Source organism: Stenotrophomonas maltophilia (assembly GCF_002799155.1).
Lineage (GTDB): Bacteria > Pseudomonadota > Gammaproteobacteria > Xanthomonadales > Xanthomonadaceae > Stenotrophomonas > Stenotrophomonas maltophilia_R.
The window spans coordinates 3,855,140-3,871,906 of record NZ_NERD01000002.1 but is presented as its reverse complement, the minus strand read 5'-3'; the positions used below and the strand labels follow the sequence as shown (position 1 = coordinate 3,871,906).

The 16,767-nt window shown below is 67.3% G+C and carries 8 protein-coding genes; 4 read left to right on the top strand and 4 right to left on the bottom strand.

Annotation, left to right across the window (positions count from 1 at the left end; all coding sequences use genetic code 11):
• The first annotated feature begins 194 nt into the window (after positions 1–194).
• Together B9Y82_RS18425 and B9Y82_RS18420 are read left to right on the top strand one after the other, a co-directional pair.
• Positions 195–1,991 carry an autotransporter assembly complex protein TamA gene (locus B9Y82_RS18425; RefSeq protein WP_100474825.1) on the top strand — a complete coding sequence of 599 codons (1,797 nt, stop codon included), beginning with the start codon at positions 195–197 and terminating at the stop codon, positions 1,989–1,991.
• Positions 1,988–5,845: a translocation/assembly module TamB domain-containing protein gene (locus B9Y82_RS18420; protein WP_100474824.1), complete on the top strand. Its 3,858-nt coding sequence runs from the start codon at positions 1,988–1,990 to the stop codon at positions 5,843–5,845. The genes B9Y82_RS18425 and B9Y82_RS18420 overlap by 4 nt, the downstream gene beginning before the upstream one ends.
• Before the next feature lie 11 nt (positions 5,846–5,856).
• Here the strand turns inward: B9Y82_RS18420 and B9Y82_RS18415 are convergent, their stop codons facing one another.
• From B9Y82_RS18415 to B9Y82_RS18405, 3 genes are read right to left on the bottom strand one after another with little or no spacing between them, the layout of a single operon-like run.
• The gene (locus tag B9Y82_RS18415; protein WP_100474823.1) at positions 5,857–7,104 is read right to left on the bottom strand and encodes a heat-shock protein; all 1,248 of its coding nucleotides are present in this window, start codon (positions 7,102–7,104) and stop codon (positions 5,857–5,859) included.
• On the bottom strand, positions 7,101–8,558 hold the full coding sequence (locus B9Y82_RS18410) for a J domain-containing protein (RefSeq protein WP_100474822.1): 1,458 nt from the start codon (positions 8,556–8,558) through the stop codon (positions 7,101–7,103). Before B9Y82_RS18410 ends, B9Y82_RS18415 begins: the two co-directional genes overlap by 4 nt.
• On the bottom strand, positions 8,555–10,243 hold the full coding sequence (locus B9Y82_RS18405; RefSeq protein WP_100474821.1) for a molecular chaperone HscC: 1,689 nt from the start codon (positions 10,241–10,243) through the stop codon (positions 8,555–8,557). Before B9Y82_RS18405 ends, B9Y82_RS18410 begins: the two co-directional genes overlap by 4 nt.
• 126 nt (positions 10,244–10,369) lie before the next feature.
• Between B9Y82_RS18405 and B9Y82_RS18400 the strand changes: the two genes are divergently transcribed.
• Complete coding sequence (locus B9Y82_RS18400) at positions 10,370–12,517, top strand: S46 family peptidase (RefSeq protein ID WP_100474820.1); 2,148 nt, start codon at positions 10,370–10,372, stop codon at positions 12,515–12,517.
• Between the two features lie 135 nt (positions 12,518–12,652).
• A complete protein-coding gene (locus B9Y82_RS18395) occupies positions 12,653–16,099 on the top strand; it encodes a hybrid sensor histidine kinase/response regulator (RefSeq protein WP_100474819.1) in 3,447 nt (1,148 codons plus the stop codon).
• Positions 16,100–16,138: 39 nt separating this feature from the next.
• Here the strand turns inward: B9Y82_RS18395 and B9Y82_RS18390 are convergent, their stop codons facing one another.
• Positions 16,139–16,714 carry a manganese efflux pump MntP family protein gene (locus B9Y82_RS18390; RefSeq protein ID WP_100474818.1) on the bottom strand — a complete coding sequence of 192 codons (576 nt, stop codon included), beginning with the start codon at positions 16,712–16,714 and terminating at the stop codon, positions 16,139–16,141.
• Positions 16,715–16,767 lie beyond the last annotated feature (53 nt).

Sequence of the window (16,767 nt, the reverse complement as noted above, 5' to 3'; positions counted from 1 at the left end):
GGCCGCTGGCCGGCATTACCACCGCGCACCGCATCGACGGCGGATGTCCATCGGGGTCATTGCCGGCATCGCGCACGATGCCGGCATCCTCGCCTGCGATCACGACGATCGCCACAAAGGCGCGTATTTTGACCGCCACTTAACAACCGATCCCGAATGACGTGATGCATTTCGCATCGTCACCTCCGGTCGGTATGCTGTGCCGCATGCAGCCAAAGAAATACGCCCTGCCGCTGATGGTCCTGTCGCTGGCCGCCACTTCCGTGGCCCACGCGCGCGGCACCATCGACAAGGTGGACATCAAGGGATTGGACAAGGGCGACGACGCCGCGATCATCGAGAACATCCAGGAATCGCTGTCGCTGTACGACACGATCGGCAAGGTACAGGGCGAATCGCGCCTGGAATACCTGCTGTCACAGGCCGAGCGGCAGACCCGCCAGGCACTGGAGCCGTTCGGGTACTACAACCCGGTGATCAAGGTCGAGGCGCCGCGCGAGGACGAACACGTGCGGGTGCTCATCCATGTCGACAAGGGCACCCCGGTGACCGTGCGCCGCGAGCACATCGACATCACCGGCCCGGCGATGTACGACCAGTACCTGCAGGACGACCTGGCCGCGTTCAAGCCGCGCAAGGGCCAGCGCTTCGAGCACACCCAGTACGAAGCCAGCAAGATCACCATCACCCGGCGCCTGGCCGAGCGTGGTTATTTCGATGCCGACTACACCCAGCGCCAGGTGCAGATCACCCGCGCCGACAATGCCGCCGACATCGACCTGACCTGGGACAGCGGCCGCCGCTACAACATGGGCCCGGTGCGTTTCGAACAGGACTACTTCGTCGACAAGCTGTTCGATCCGCTGGTGTACTGGGACCAGGGCAGCTACTACCACGAGGGCAAGCTGGACCGCCTGCGGCAGTCGCTGACCAAGCTGGATTACTTCAGCGTGATCGACATCCAGCCGCGGCCGGACCAGGCCAACGAAAACGGCGACGTGCCGGTGGACGTGAAGCTGACCCGGGCCAAGCGCACCATCTACACCGCCGGCCTGAGCTACGGCAGCGAGAGCGGCCCGGGTGTGCGCGGTGGCATCGAGCGGCGGTTCCTGAACAACCGCGGCCATAAGATGAACACGCAGCTGGACTATGCGCAGAAGCGCAAGAGCCTGGTGACCAGCTACCGCATCCCGGCGTTCAACTGGCTCGATGGCTGGTACACCTTCGCTGCCAGTGCGTATGACGAGCAGACCGACTACATCGACCTGCGCAACTTCAAGCTGATTGCCAGCCGCAGCGGCGAGATCAACGAGCACTGGACTGCGATCGCCTCGGTCAACGCACTGCGCGAGCGCTGGCGCTATGCCTCCGGCACCGAATTCACCGACGCCGTCTACAACACCTCGACGCTGGTGTACCCGCAGATGGTTGCCGACTACGTCAACGTCGACGACGAGATGTTCCCCCGCAAGGGCATCAGCGGCACCGCGACGATGCGTGCCGGTGTCGAAGGTGCCGGCTCGGATACCAGCTTCGTGCAGGCCAACGCCGTGTTGCGCTGGTACATCCCGGTGGGCGAAAGCAATCGCCTGATCCTGCGCGGCGAAGGTGGCACCACCTGGACCAGCGACCTGGTGGCGATGCCGCCGAGCCTGCGTTACTTCGCCGGCGGCGACCGCAGCATCCGTGGCTACGCTTATCGTGAGGTCGGCCCGCGCACGCCGGCGCCGGACAAGTACGCGCTGGGCGCCAAGAACCTGGTGATCGGCTCGGCCGAGTACGAGCACTATTTCAATGGGGGCCCTTGGGGCGCGGCGGTGTTCGTTGACACTGGCAGTGCCTTTGACGACACCATCGACCTGCATACCGGCGTTGGCTTCGGCGTGCGCTGGAAATCGCCGGTGGGCCCGGTGCGCATCGACGTGGCGCATGGCCTGAACAACCCGGATTCGCAGTTCCAGCTGTACCTGAACATCGGAGCGGACCTGTGAGCACGCCTGCACCGACCCCCAGCACGCCGCCGCCGCGCGTGCGCTTCTACCGCCGCCGCCGCTTCTGGGCGTGGTCCGGCGCCGGCGTGATCGGGCTGGTGCTGCTGGCCCTGCTGGCGGTGTACTGGCTGCTGCAGACCGTGGCCGGCCGCGATGTGCTGCTGGCGCAGGTGGTGGCGCGGCTGCCGGTGGGCGCCAGCTTCACCTGGGACAAGGTGGACGGCCCGGTGGCTGGCCCGCTGACCCTGTACAACGTCGACTTCCGCTACGACGACATCCATTTCCATGCCGAGCGTGCACACCTGGAGCCGGACCTGCGTCCACTGCTTGGCCGCAAGCTGCTGCTGGACAAGCTGGAGCTGACCAATGCGACGTTGAACCTGGCCAAGAGTGACGAGCCGTTCAAGCTGCCGTCCTGGCCCGATTCGCTGCCGCAGATTGAAATGCCGCTGGCGATCCAGGCCGATGCCATCGCCATCGATGGTTTCCGCATCAGCCAGGCCAACGAGCCGGTGATCGACATCAGCCGCGTGCGTGGCGGCATCGAGATCGCCAACGGCGAGTTCCAGGCGCGCAAACTGGTCGTGGACAGCGACATGGGCAATTTCACCGCCCAAGGCCGCTACATCCCGGCCAAGGACTACGACACCGACGTGACCGTCACCGCAGTGCTGCCGGCCCCGCGTGGTCGCACCGCCGCGACGCTTGGCCTGGTCGCCCGTGGTGACCTGTCGCACATGGAAGTCGCGCTGGCTGGACGTGCGCCGAAGCCGCTGCACGCCATGCTGGTGTTCGATGGCCGCACCGACCCGAGCTGGAGCGCCAGCGTGCGCAGCGACGAGCTGGATCTGGCGCTGCTGTCGCCGGCACTGGCCAGCTCGGCGATCGCGCCACTGGCATTGGACTTCACTGCTGCCGGCAAGGGCGGCAACGCCAATCTGCGCGGCAAGGTAAAGCAGGGTGACCAGGAACTGGAGCTGGCACCGTCGGTGGTATCGCTGCAGGACCAGGTGCTGAAGGTTTCACCGCTGCTGGTGAAGGGCCTCGGTGGCGAAGCCCGCCTGGAGGGCACCGCTGATTTCAGCCAGGAAGACCAGCAGAAGCTCAACTTCTCGGTGGTCGCACGGGACCTGACCTATGTGCCGGTGCCCGATCCGAACACCGCCGGCAGCGCACCGGTACCGGTGACCCTGAAGGAAGCTCGCTTCGGCCTGGCCGGCACGTTGAAGGCCTGGGCCGCGATCGGCCGCGCCGAGGTGGAGCGAGATGCGCAGAAGGCGCTGCTGCGCTTCGACGTGCGCGGCAACGACCAGGCCGCGTCGATCCACCAGCTGCAGGCGCAGACGCCGGGTGGACAGCTGCAGGTGGAAGGCCAGGTGGCCTGGGCGCCGCAGCTGGACTGGGACGCCAAGGCCACGCTGAAGGACTTCGACCCCGGCTATTTCGTGCCGGGCTGGAACGGCCGCCTGTCCGGCAACCTGGCCTCCAAGGGCCGCCAGCTGCCGCCGCCGGCCAATGCCGCACCGGGCACCGCCGGAACGCTGGAAGCCACGGTGGACCTGCCCTCGCTGAAGGGCATGCTGCGCCAGCGCAACCTCGACGCACAGGGCAAGTTCGCGCTGCAGGGCGCGCAGGGCCAGGGCGACCTGAAGCTGTCGCTGGGCAGCAGCCGGGTGACCGCGTCGGGCAAGGTCGGCGACCGCCTCGACATCGATGCGCGTTTCGAACCGCTGCAGCTGAGCGACCTGCTGCCGGGCGCCGATGGTGGCCTGCGTGGCCAGGTGCAGGTGAAGGGCCCGCGCGATGCGCCGGACATCACCGCCGACCTGGTCGGCAACAATCTCAACTGGGACGGCTACGGCGCCGAGAGCGTGAGCATCAAGGGCCACCTGCCCTGGCGTGGCGACAGCGGCACGCTGGCGGTGCAGGGCCAGCAGGTCAACGCTGGCATGCTGCTGGAACGCTTGAATGTGGATGCGCAGGGCAGTGTCTCCAACCTGCGCCTGGCAGCGCAGACCCGCAACGAGATGGGCGCGATCGAGCTGCAGGGCAGCGTGCGCCAGCAGGGTGCGCAGTGGCGTGGCGAGCTGGCATCGCTGCGCATCGCACCGGTGAAGGGCGATGCCTGGTCGCTGCGTGCACCGGCGGCGTTCGCGATCAACGGCAGCACCTACACGCTGTCCGAAGCCTGCCTGGTCGCCGCCAGCAGCGGCGCACTGTGCGCACAGGCCAACTGGCCGCGCGAGGGCCTGGTGGTGCGCAGTGATGCGCTGCCGTTGGCGCTGGTACAGCCGTGGTTGCCGCCGCAGTCCGGCCGTCGCATCTACCTGCGTGGCGATGTCAGCCTGGATGCGCAGATCCGCCCGCGCGGCAACGCCTGGGAAGGTCATGTGGAAGTGCGCTCGAAGGAAGGCGGCGTGCGCCTGGGCGAGAACCGCAACGCCGTGGGCGACACCACCCGTGGCGAGCTGGTGCGCTATGACCAGTTCTCGCTGAAGCTGGACATGACCCCCGCCAGCATCAAGGGCTACCTGGGCATGGGCTTCCAGGGCAACGGCTTCGTCGACGCCAGGATGCAGACCGGCTGGGAAGCCAGCGCACCGCTGAACGGAGAGCTCTACCTCAACATGTCGCGGTTGTATTGGCTGGAGCTGTTCTCGCCGGACATCGTGCGACCGACCGGCCTGATCGAAGGCCACGTCAGCCTGCGCGGCACGCGCGGCCAGCCGTCGCTGGGCGGTGACGCGCAGCTGAGCAACTTCAAGGGTGAATTCCCGGCGCTGGGCCTGACCTTCGACCAGGGCAAGGGCAGCTTCGTGGCCCAGCCCGACGGTTCGGCCAAGATCACCGCGCAGGCCAACTCGGGCCAGGGCACGCTGTACGTGGATGGTGGCCTGTCGTGGTTCGGCGATGCACAGCCGCTGCAGCTGAAGATCCACGGCGAGAATGTGCTGCTGTCCAACACCAGTGAACTGCGCATCGTCGCCAATCCCAACCTCGACTTCACCCTGGCCAAGGCCGCGATGGAGCTGCGTGGCACCGTGCACGTGCCCGAGGCCGACATCGATCTGGAGCGCCTGGACCGCGGCACCTCGGTGTCCGAAGACGTGGTGGTGCTCGACCCGGCCGATCCGGAAGCGTCGCGCACTTCGCCGCTGGACATGGACCTGGTGGTCAGCCTCGGCGACAAGGTGAAGATGACCGGCTTCGGTCTGAAGGGTGCACTGACCGGCAAGATGCAGGTCTGGGCCAAGCCCGGCCGTGAAATGACCGCCAATGGCGGCCTGGAAGTGAGCGGCCGCTACAAGGCGTATGGGCAGGACCTGACCATCACCCGCGGCAACCTCACCTGGAACTACAACGCGGTGTCCGACCCGCGCATCAACATCCGCGCCGAGCGCCGGATCGGTGATGTCACCGCCGGCATCGACGTGACCGGGCGTGCGCAGCAGCCGCGCGCGGACGTGTGGTCCGATCCGGCGATGTCGCAGTCCGAGGCACTGGCCTATCTGGTGCTGGGACGCAGCCTGACCGGTGCCAGCAGCGACCAGACCCAGCAGGTCAATGCGGCCTCGGCGGCATTGTCGGCCGGTAGCGGCCTGCTGGCCTCGCAGCTGGGTGCCAAGCTGGGCCTGGACGATGCCGGCGTGAGCCAGTCGCGCGCGTTGGGTGGCTCGGTGATCGGCGTTGGCAAGTACATCTCGCCCAAGCTGTACGTCGGCTACGGCGTGTCGCTGGTCGGTGCCGGTTCGGTGATCACGCTGAAGTACCTGCTGCGTCGCGGCTTCGATGTGGAAGTGGAATCGAGCACGGTGGAAAACCGTGGGTCGATCAACTGGCGGCGGGAGAAGTAACCCGCCGCCACTCAACCACCGTCTGTGCCAAGGGCCATCCGCTTCACGACGGCGAAGGAGGGGATTGGCCTGCGCGGGCGAGGCCAGTGTGTGAGCATGCCGGGTCCATCGAGCGGCGACGGCGCTCCGGCGGGTGCTGGCACGGACGCCGTCCGTGATGGAACCCATCCCACGAAGGACGCCAGCATGAGGATGCCGAGCGTAATGACCACCGAGGCACGGATCGCCACACGCTTCATGCCGGACGTGCTGATCGCAAGTGGCCGCGCGGCCTCACCCAGCAGTGCCAGGATCGCCAAAACCGCCAGTACGATGAGTGCGCCCAGCAGGCAGCGGACAATCGCGACCTGCAACTTCGGGATGTTGAAGCGCCTGGGCTGCGATATCGCCATCCAGAAGGCGATCTGATCTGCGTCCAGTGGCGCCAGCGTGTCGCGGACGGTGTGTACCCCCAGATGCTGCATCGTGCGCCGCATGGTGCCTGCGCGCCCGGGCACGCAGGCCGACAATATCGATTCCAGCCAGTGCCACGGTCGGGTCAAGCGTTCCATGCGGGCATGGGCTTCCTGTGCGGACACGCGGTCCTGCGGAAGATCCAGTGCTGCGGTGAGGGCCGCGTGGTTGCGCGGCTGCAGCAGCCAGTGGCGATGCAGCTGGCTGCGTCGCGCACCCACCCGGTAGGGATCGATATCAGCCCGGATCTCATCCCAGTAGAAATACCGGCTGAGCAGATCGAAATTGGACTCGCACAGCGGGCCGCCCTGTTGCAGCAGCTGCTGCAGCACCACGTCGCCGATTCGTGGCCTGTCGGCCAATGACCACAGCTCCGGACGCCCGGCCAGCCAGTGCTCGAAGCTGGCCGGGTCGGCGTCGCCGGCGGTGTTGATCAGCCGGCGCGCAAACCGGGGCAGGTTCAATGACGGCTCCACCACATCGTCCGGCATGTCGGTGTCGAGCGTGCTTGGATGATGCAGCACCGACATGTGGTCCATCGGCGAATGGCTGTCGTACGGCGCCGGTGGGTCCGGCGGGCTGTTGTCTGCAGCCGTGCTCGTCAGCGCTTCTGCACTGCTCTCCTCCTGCCATTGCGCGCGGTTGCGTACCCACTGCAGGGCCTCCTGGTAAGCCTCGTGCAACGCCTGGAATGCCACCGGGTCTTCGTCCGGGCGTGCCGCGCGCAGTCTCTGCGCATAGGCGCGCTTGATCGCCCGTTCGTCGGCGCCGGCGTCGAGCCCGAGAGCGTCCAGCGCCCAGTTCACGCAGTGTTTCCAGAGGCCGGCGGGAGCCGGTCAATCGGCGCGTGACGACGCGCGCGATGCACGAACTCGGCACCCCACTGCAGCAGGGTCAGAACGATGCCTGCTTCGGCGATCAGCATGGCAAGCACCATGAACACGGCGTGGCGGACTCCGAACCGCATCCGGGCACCGACGCGTCGCCACAGGCGTGCAGTCGCCAAGGGCAGTGCCATGAAGATCAGCAGCGTACCTTCCATGCGGTGGCCCAGGCCATGGACAAGAACCAGGCTGCCGATTGCCATCAACGGCGCCGGTAGGGCCAGCAGCAGCCCTGCACGCTGATGAATGAGGTCAAGCGTAAGTTGGCGCAGCGCCCAGCGAACAGGCACCCACAGTACTCCCATCACCGCCAGCAGCAGGCCCAAGAGCGCCCCCAGCTGGACGAACATCGCGGTATCGCCCGCCTTTCCCTGGACCAACGAGACACCTGCGATTCCACCAAAGAACAACAGGCTGCAGACGCCCAGCAGCACGCCACGCAGCGCGTTCACCTGCCAGCGCCACCGGTTGGGCCGGGAGACGTCGGCAAGACTTCGCCAGAACACGATCTGCTGCGGATCCCATGCCTCGGGCACCTGCTCCCTTCCCCCCGACTCGATGGCATCCAGCAGCGCGTTGACTTCATTGATGTGCTCGGGCAGCTGCGCCTGCCAGAGGGATCGCCACAGGTTCCATGGCTGCGACAGGTAGCACAGGCAGCGGCTGACGGTGATCTTCCCCAGCCGCAGGCTGCCCTCTTGTTCAAGCTGCGCTGACAGCTCTGCCGCATTGCCGGTCTCGGCGGCCCAGCGTCGATGACCGCGCGATCGGATCGATATCAGCCTGTCCGCATCGAGGCCGTCGTGAACATCATCCCAGCCGAAACAACGTGCCAGCAGATCCATGTTGGCGGCGCTGATGCCGTTGGGACTGCGTGCCAGTTCATCCAGCAGCGCGTCGCCCACCAATGGCTTGTAGCGCAGCGACCACAGCACCGGCGTGGCCTCCAGCCAGGGGCCGAAGTCGTCGACGGGCAACAGGTAGGCCTGGCGCAGGATCGACTGCGCGTGGCTTGGTACATCGACCACCCCCTCCAGCTCCACCACCGGTGCCGTGCGCAGCAGCACTGGCGTGCCGCGGGGTGGCAATGGAGGTGAGTACGAACGCGTTTCGGGTGGCGCCCATGCCACGTCGGCGTCGTGCGGCCAGGGTGCGACATCGGCTGCATGCTCCGCCGGTTCGGCCTCGTCCGCGGTATCCGCCACCGGTTCCTGGCGGACCCAGTCCAATGCCGTCTGATAGGCCTCATGCAGGTGCTGGAAGGCGACGGGATCCTCGTCGGGGCGGGTCACCCGCAGGCGCTTAGCATAGGCGCGCTTGATCGCACGCTCGTCAGCGGTGTCGTCCAGCTCCAGGACGTGAAGTGCCCAGCTCATGCATCGCGCTCGAGGGTGTCGAGTGCCGCGTCCAGCTGATGGCGATGACGCTCGACGGCAACGGCATCCTGGCTTTCCAGCACATGGCGGAAGCTGCTCAGCCACGACTGCAACTGTTCGCGGTGATGGATGCGTTCCTCGTACAGGCGCTCGGTGCGGGCGATCACGGCGAGGTTGGGCTGAGCGTCACGCGGGTGGATTTTCAGCGCTTCCAGTGCGCGCAGGCGCTGCTGGATCTCTTCGGGTGACAGCAGCCCGGGATTCTGTTCCAGAATGAGCTCGTGGCGCCTGCCGGTGGCGTCCTCGGTGACTTCGACCTGCAGCAGCCCGTTCACGTCATAGGTAAAGCGGGCGGTGACGCTGCGCTCGTGCATCGGGCCGGAATGGGTCAGCGGCACGGTCAGCTCACCGAGCTTGATGTTGCGATCCACTGTCGGGCTTTCGCCCTGGAACACGTCGATGCGGATGGCACCTTGCCGCTCGTGTAGCGGGTAGAAACGATCCTCACGGCTGACCGGAACCACGCTGTTGCGCTGGATGATCGGGTGGAAATAGCCGCTGCGTTCGCCACCGGAAGCATCCTGGCGGGACACCTGCGTGCCCAGCGTATAGGGGCAGACATCGGTCAGCACGACTTCGCGCAACGACTCGTCGCGCGCCTTTAGCCCAGCGGCAACGGCGGCACCCAATGCAATCGCCTGGTCCGGATGGACATGGCGCAGCGGCAGCCGGCCGAACATGCGGGTCGCCAGCTTGCTGACCATCGGCATGCGTACCGCACCGCCGACCAGGATGATGTCGTCCAGCGCCTCGGGCTTGAGCCGGGCGTCGCGGATCGCGCGTTCGATGGGCGCACGCATGCGCAGCAGCAGCGGCTCGCAGAGCTGCGTGTAGCGCGCCTCATCCAGCTGCCACTGGCGCTCGCTGCCGGCAAGGGGCAACTGCAGGCTGGCAGCGCCGTTCTGGCTGAGTTCGCGCTTGAACAGTTCCAGCCGACGCAGCAGCTGCGCCTGTTCGGCAGCGGACAGGTCGCTGGAGGACATGCCCTGGTCGGCATGGAAGGCTTGCACGAGTACCTGCAGGAAGTCCTCGCCACCCAGGAAATTGTCGCCGGCGCTGGCATGCACTTCGACCACGCCGTCGAACAGTTCCAGGATGGAGACGTCGAAGGTGCCACCGCCCAGGTCCAGCACCAGCACGCGGCCTTCGCCGTCACGCTCCTGCAGACCATAGGCCAGCGCGGCGGCCGTGGGTTCATTGATCAGGCGCTCGACGCGGATGCCGGCCAGCTCGCCGGCCGCCCGGGTGGCTTTGCGCTGGGCGTCGGAGAAATAGGCCGGTACGCTGATTACCGCTTCCTCCACCTTGTGACCCAAGGCGGCTTCGGCGTCGGCCAGCAGCGAGCGCAGCACCATGGCCGAGAGCTCCTCAGGGCGGAAACTGCGCTCACCCAGCCGGGTCTCGCGATCGCTGCCCATCCAGCGCTTGAAGTGCGCCACGGTCTGCTGTGGGTGGCTGACCAGCCGGTCGCGGGCTGGCTGGCCAACCAGCACGGCGCCATCGACCAGGCTCACCACCGACGGCGTCAACAGCTCGCCGTGGGCATTGGGGAACAGCTGCGGCCCGGCTGCCGTGTGCATGCCGATGAGGGAATGGGTAGTGCCAAGATCGATACCGACGATCATCTGCTGACGTCCGATGTGCAGAAAACGGCAATTCTAGGAGCGGGGCGCAGGCCTGACTATCGGGCGTTGCCCGACAGCGCCCCAACAGCTATGGTCCCGGGCTGTTCTGTCGTACCGGATTGCCTCATGTCACCACGCAAAGCCCTTCCCACCGCCCTGGCCCTGGGCCTGACCCTCGCCGCCGGTGCCCACGCCGATGAAGGCATGTGGATGCCGACCCAGCTGCCGGAACTGGCCAAGCCGCTGCAGGCCGCAGGTTTCAAGGGCAATCCGGCCGACCTGGCCAACGTCACTGCGCCGCCGCTGAGCGCCGTGGTGCGTGCCGGCGGCGGCACCGGTTCGTTCGTGTCCGCCGACGGCCTGCTGCTGACCAACCACCACGTGGCGATGGGCGTGATCCAGTACAACAGTTCGCCCGAGCACGACCTGATCAATGGTGGCTTCATCGCCAAGGACCGTGCCGACGAACGCCCGGCCAACCCGGACTTCCGCGTGCTGGTCACCGTCGGCTTCGACAAGGTGACCGACCAGGTGCTGGCGCAGGCCCGTGGCAAGACCGGTCGTGCCTACTTCGATGCCGTGGATGCGGCCAGCAAGCAGATCGTGGCCGAGTGCGAGAAGGACGGCAGCGTGCGCTGCTCGGTGGCCAACATGTACTACGGCACCGACTTCTACCGCATCGCCCAGCTGGAGCTGAGCGACGTGCGCCTGGTGTATGCGCCGCCGCGTGCGATCGGCAACTACGGTGATGAGATCGACAACTTCATGTGGCCGCGCCACACCGGCGATTTCACCCTGCTGCGCGCCTATGTCGGCAAGGATGGCAAGCCAGCCGCCTACAGCAAGGACAACGTGCCCTACCAGGCGCCGGCGCACCTGCAGATGTCGGTGGAAGGCCCGAAGGAAGGCGATTACGCGATGCTGGCCGGTTATCCGGGCATTACCTACCGCCACCGTACCGCGGCCGAATTCGCCGGCCAGATCGATACCGTGCTGCCGCGCCGCGTATCGGTGTTCCAGCAGATGATCGACACCATCGAGGCCGCCAGTGCCAAGGACGCGCAGGCACGCACCCGCTACGCCTCGCAGCTGCAGTCGCTGAAGAACAACCGCAAGCGCGCCGCCGGTGAGCTGGAAGGCCTGCTGCGCAGCGACGCCAAGGCCCAGCGTGCGGCCGACGAGACGGCCATGCTGGCCGCCACCGACCGCAAGTACCAGGGCGACATCAAGGCGCTGCTGGCCAACCTGTCGCAGGGCGCGGCGGTGGGCGAGCGTGACCTGCTGCTGGAGCAGATGGCCGCGCAGAGCCAGCTGCTGCGTTCGGCGCTGCTGCTGGAGCGCCTGCGCATCGAATCGGCCAAGCCGGATGCGCAGCGCGAGAGCGGCTACCAGCAGCGCGACCAGGCGATGATCGAAGGCGTGCTCAAGCAGGTCCAGCGCCGCTACGCGCCGGAAGTCGAGAAGGCGCTGCTGACCACCCTGCTGACCCGCTACCAGAAGCTGCCGGACGCGCAGCGCGTGGCCGAGTTCGATACGGCCTTCGGCCGTACCCCGGAGCAGCTGGCCAAGGCACTGGACACCCTGTACGCCGGCACCCAGCTGGGTGATGAGGCGCAGCGCCTGTCGCGCTTCGCTGCTGCCCGCGAAGGCAAGGCGCTGGCTGCCGATCCGCTGATCGCCTTGGCCGGCCCGCTGGTGGCCGCGCAGCTGCGCATCGAGAACGAGAGCAAGACCCGCGAAGGCGAGCAGCTGCGCCTGCGCCCGGCCTACATGCAGGCGCTGTTCGCCTGGCGCGCCAAGCAGGGCCGCGCGGTGTACCCCGATGCCAACCGCACGCTGCGCATCAGCTACGGCAAGGTCGAAGCGCTGCATCCGCGCGACGGCGTGACCTACTCGCCGGTGACCACCGTGGCCGGCATCGTCGAGAAGAACACCAACGCCTATCCGTTCGATGCGCCCAAGCCGCTGCTGGCCGCCATCGCCAAGGGTGACTTCGGCAGCACCGCCGACCCGGCGCTGAAGACCCAGACGGTCAACTTCCTGACCAACCTGGATACCACCGGCGGTAACTCCGGCTCGCCGGTGCTCAACGCCAAGGGCGAACTGATCGGCCTGAACTTCGACAGCAACTGGGAGTCGGTCAGCGCCAGCTGGTGGTTCGACCCGCGCTACAAGCGCGCCGTGCACGTGGACATGCGCTACCTGCGCTGGCTGCTGGCCAAGGTCTACCCGGCACCGGAACTGCTGAAGGAAATGGGCGTGCCGGCCCAGTAAGAAGCCGGCCACGACCAATGGTCGTGGCCCGCACCGCGTAGGCCCCCACCTTGGTGGGGGTGGTTGCCCCCAACGAGCCCGCACCCCCGGCCACGCGTGGCCTACACTGCGGGTTCTTCCGACGGAAACGCACGCGTGGTCTCCAGCTGGATCCTGCTGCTGGTCTCGGTTGCCTATGCCGCGCTGCTGTTCGGCGTGGCGTGGTGGGGTGACCGTCGGCCGATGTACCCCGACCGGCCGTGGCTGCGGCCGGTGGTCTACAGCCTGGCGCTGGCCGTGTACTGCTCGTCGTGGACGTTCTATGGCGCGGTCGGCACCGCCGTGCGCAACGGCGTGGGCTACCTGCCGATCTATATCGGCCCGCTGCTGCTGCTGCTGTTCGGCTGGCGCATCATCGAGCGCCTGGCGCTGATCGCGCGCAGCCAGAACGTGGTGTCCATCGCCGACTTCATCTCTTCGCGCTTCGGCCGCTCGCGGCGGCTGGCGGCGCTGGTGGCGATCATCGCGCTGATCGGCATCATTCCGTACCTGGCCCTGCAGTACAAAGCGGTGGCGATGAGCCTGCAGGTGCTGACCGGCAACACCGGCCCGACCGGCTTCTTCACCGACCCGGCGCTGTACGTGGCGTTGCTGATGGCGTTGTTCGCCACCCTGTTCGGTACCCGCCAGGTCGATGCGACCGAGCACCACCACGGCATGATGCTGGCGATCGCCTTCGAATCGGTGATCAAGCTGCTGGCGATGCTGGCCGTGGGCGTGTTCGCCTACCTGTGGCTGAGCAACCGCAGCGACGCGGTGGTTGAATCAGTGCATACGCTGTTCACCGGGCTGCCGCCGGTGGGCTTCATTTCGCAGACCCTGCTCAGCTTCCTCGCCATCATCTGCCTGCCGCGCCAGTTCCACGTGGCCGTGGTCGAGTGCGGTGACGTGCGCGATGTGCGCCGCGCGCGCTGGATGTTCGGCGGCTACCTGGTGCTGATCTCGGGCATGGTGCTGCCGATCGCCACCGCCGGCGTGACCCTGTTCGGCACCGGTGGCAGCGTCGCCGACGATTCGATGGTACTGGCCCTGCCGTTGGCCGAGGGCCGCAACGCGCTGGCGCTGATCGCCTACGTGGGTGGCTTCTCGGCGGCCACCGGCATGGTCATCGTGTCGTCGATCGCGCTGGCCACCATGGTCAGCAACGACCTGGTGATGCCGGTGTTGCTGCGCCGTAGCGGTGACCACCAGGAGGCCGCCGACGTCGCCTCGCGCGTGCTGTGGATCCGCCGCCTGGCGATCCTGCTGCTGGCGCTGATGGCCTACAGCTACTACCGCACCAGCAGCAACGACAGCACGCTGGCCTCGTACGGCCTGATGGCGTTCGCGGCGGTGGCGCAGTTCGCGCCCGGCCTGATCGGTGGCCTGTACTGGCGCGGTGCCAGCCGGCGCGGCGTTGAAGTGGGCATGCTGCTGGGCTTCGCCACCTGGCTGTACACCCTGCTGCTGCCGGCGATGACCATGGCCGGCTGGGTCGATGCCGCCTGGGTGCAGCACGGCCCGTTCGGCATCGAGTGGCTGCGCCCGCAACAGCTGTTCGGCATGACCGGCTGGGATCCGCTGACCCACGGCACGTTCTGGTCGCTGCTGGTCAATGCGGCCACGATGATGCTGGTGTCTGCGCGCTGGCGGCCCGGCGTGGACGAACGGCTTCGCGCTGCACCGTTCCTCGACCCGTATGCCGAGCGCCCGTCGGTGGCGGGTGGCTGGCCCGGCCACGTGCACGTGGGCGACCTGTTGGCACTGGCCTCGCGCGTGGTCGGTGAACGCCATGCACGGCGTTCGTTCTTCGAACAGGCACAGTCGCTGGGGCGTGAGCTGCAGTCTTCGGCACCTGCGGACCGGCCGTGGGTGCAGTTCACCGAGCGTCTGCTGGCCGCGTCGATCGGTGCGGCGTCGGCACGCCTGCTGCTGACCAGCCTGTTGCGTGGTTCGGGCATGGACCTGGGCGAAGTGGTGGCGGTGCTTGACGAAGCGGGGCAGGAGCTGCGCTTCAACCGCGAGATCCTGTCGACCACGCTGGAGAACATCAGCGCCGGGGTCAGCGTGGTCGACCCGGACATGCGACTGACCGCTTGGAACCGCCGCTACCAGGACATGTTCGGCTACCCCGACGGCATGCTCTACGTGGGCCGCCCGGTGGCCGACCTGATCCGCTACAACGCCGAGCGTGGCGAGCTGGGCGAGGGCGATATCGAAGTGCAGATCAACCGCCGCATCGGCTACATGCGCGCCGGTTCACCGCACGTGTTCGAGCGCACCCGCAGCGATGGCAAGGTGATCGAGATGCGCGGCCAGGCGCTGCCCGGCGGCGGTTACGTGACCAGCTACAACGACATCACCGACTACAAGCACGCGGAAAAAGCGCTGCTGGAAGCCAATGAGACGCTGGAACAGCGCGTGGCCGAGCGCTCGCATGAAGCAGAGGTCGCGCAGCAGTCGAAGACCCGCTTCCTGGCAGCGATCAGCCACGACGTGCTGCAGCCGCTGAACGCCGCAAGGTTGTTCGCTTCCGCGTTGCGCGACAGTGATCATGTGAGCGACGAGCAGAAGCATCTGGCCGAGCGCGTGGACGCGTCGTTGCGTGCGGCCGAAGAACTGCTCGATGGCCTGCTGGATGTGTCGCGGCTGGATGCCGGCGGCCTGCACCCGGTGATCGGCGAGTTCGACGTGAGCGCGCTGATGCGCGAACTGGCCGCGCAGTACACCCCGGTCGCGGCCGGCCGTGGCCTGCGCCTGGACCTGTTCGCGCGCCCGGCCTGGGTACGCAGTGACCGTCGCCTGCTGCGCCGGGTACTGCAGAACTTCCTGGCCAATGCGCTGCGCTACACCCGCCAGGGCCGCATCGTGCTGGCCGTGCGCCAGCGCGGCGACGAAGTGGAACTGCAGGTGTGGGATACCGGTCCCGGCATTCCCGAGCATCACATGCGGCAGATCTTCGACGAGTTCCACCGCTACCAGCAGCCGTTCGACTGGGGCGAGCAGGGCCTGGGCCTGGGCCTGTCGATCTGCCAGCGCATCTCGCGCCTGCTCGACCATCGGCTCAATGCGCGCAGCCGGGTCGGTAGAGGGTCGATGTTCTCGATCATCCTGCCGCGGGTGGCGCCGCTGCCGGGCTACACCGAATTGGCGACCCCGGTACAGGCCGTCGCCGCGCCGGTGCGCAGCGATTCATTGGCCGGCCTGCGCGTGCTGTGCGTGGACAACGACGAGGAGATCCTCGACGGCATGCGCGCGCTGCTCGGCCGCTGGCAGGTGCAGGTGATCACCGCCGCAACCGTCGACCAGGCGCTGGAGAAGATCGCCGAGCGCCCACAGGTGATGCTGGTGGATTACCACCTGCACGACCGCATGGATGGCCTGGACGCGCTGGTGGCGCTGCGCGAGGCAGCCGGTTACCCGCTGCCGGGTGCGCTGCTGACCGCCGATGGTCGCGATGAGCTGAAGCGGATGGCGCGCGAGCGCGGTTACCGCGTGCTGACCAAGCCGATCAAGCCGGCCTCGCTGCGCGCCTTCCTGGGCGCGCTGCGCGACGCGCAGTAGTGCCGGCCGCTGGCCGGCAACCACGTAATCGCGGATGTGTTACCCCACGCCGTGCAGGTGTTCGTACAGGATCGTCGCGCCGATGATCACCAGGATCACGCCGCCGATGATCTCCGCACGCTTGCCGACCATGCTGCCCAGTACGCGGCCGAGCATGATGCCGACGGTGACCATGGTCAGCGTGCACAGGCCGATCACCGCAGCCATCACGCCGATATGCACGTCCATGAAGGCCAGGCCGATACCCACCGCCATCGCATCGATGCTGGTGGCGAAGCCGGTCAGCGCCAGCTTCCAGAAGCCGTGGTGCTGCGAGGGATCTTCATCGTCCTCGGCGCTGTCCGGGCGCAGGCCGTTGTAGATCATGTGGATGCCCAGCGCGCCGAGCAGGCCGAACGCGATCCAGTGGTCGAAGGCTTCGACGTACTGCAGGGCGGCCCGACCGAGCAGCCAGCCGATGATGGGCGTGATCGCCTCGATGACGCCGAAGATGATGCCGGCACGCAGTGCGTCGCGGAACACCGGCTTGCGCATGGCCGCACCCTTGCCGATCGCCGCGGCGAAGGCATCGGTGGACATGGCAAAGCCGATCAGGAGGATCGAAAGGGGGGACATGGGCGGCGGCTGAGGTCGGGCTGGGACGGACGCACGGCCTGCGCTCGCGCCCA